This window comes from Oleiphilus sp. HI0080, assembly GCF_001635135.1.
In genome coordinates this window covers 1-395 of sequence record NZ_LWFU01000872.1, presented here as the reverse complement: position 1 = coordinate 395, position 395 = coordinate 1, and the positions used below count along the sequence as shown (strand labels likewise).

The 395-nt window shown below is 46.8% G+C and carries 1 protein-coding gene; it reads right to left on the bottom strand.

Translation table 11 applies throughout. The annotated features are described in order from the left end of the window. Positions 1 to 395: NusA N-terminal domain-containing protein (locus tag A3751_RS17490; protein WP_156492581.1), on the bottom strand; the 395-nt coding region annotated here is incomplete at both ends.

Here is a 395-nt window from a genome sequence, read left to right as displayed (position 1 = left end):
CGGAACAACTCGATAAGCATTTCTGAAGCTGAGCGGCTAAGGATCAATTGTGGACCACGAAGATCCTGACGAATCTCGAGCAATAACGAACGAACCCGATCGCCCATTCGAAACACTTCACGACCAACCAAGTTTTCACGAGGAAGCAGCGCTTCGGCATTATTCCCCAGATCAACAATCACATTATCACGCGTTACTTTTTTAACCGTGCCAGAGACCAACTCACCAACACGATCTCGGTATCCATCAACAATTTTCTCACGCTCCGCTTCACGAACCTTTTGAACGATAATTTGCTTTGCAGCCTGCGCACCAATGCGTCCAAACGCGATCGATTCTACTTGCTCTGTATGAATATCACCTGGCTGAAGCTTGCTATCAATTTCTTCTGCTTC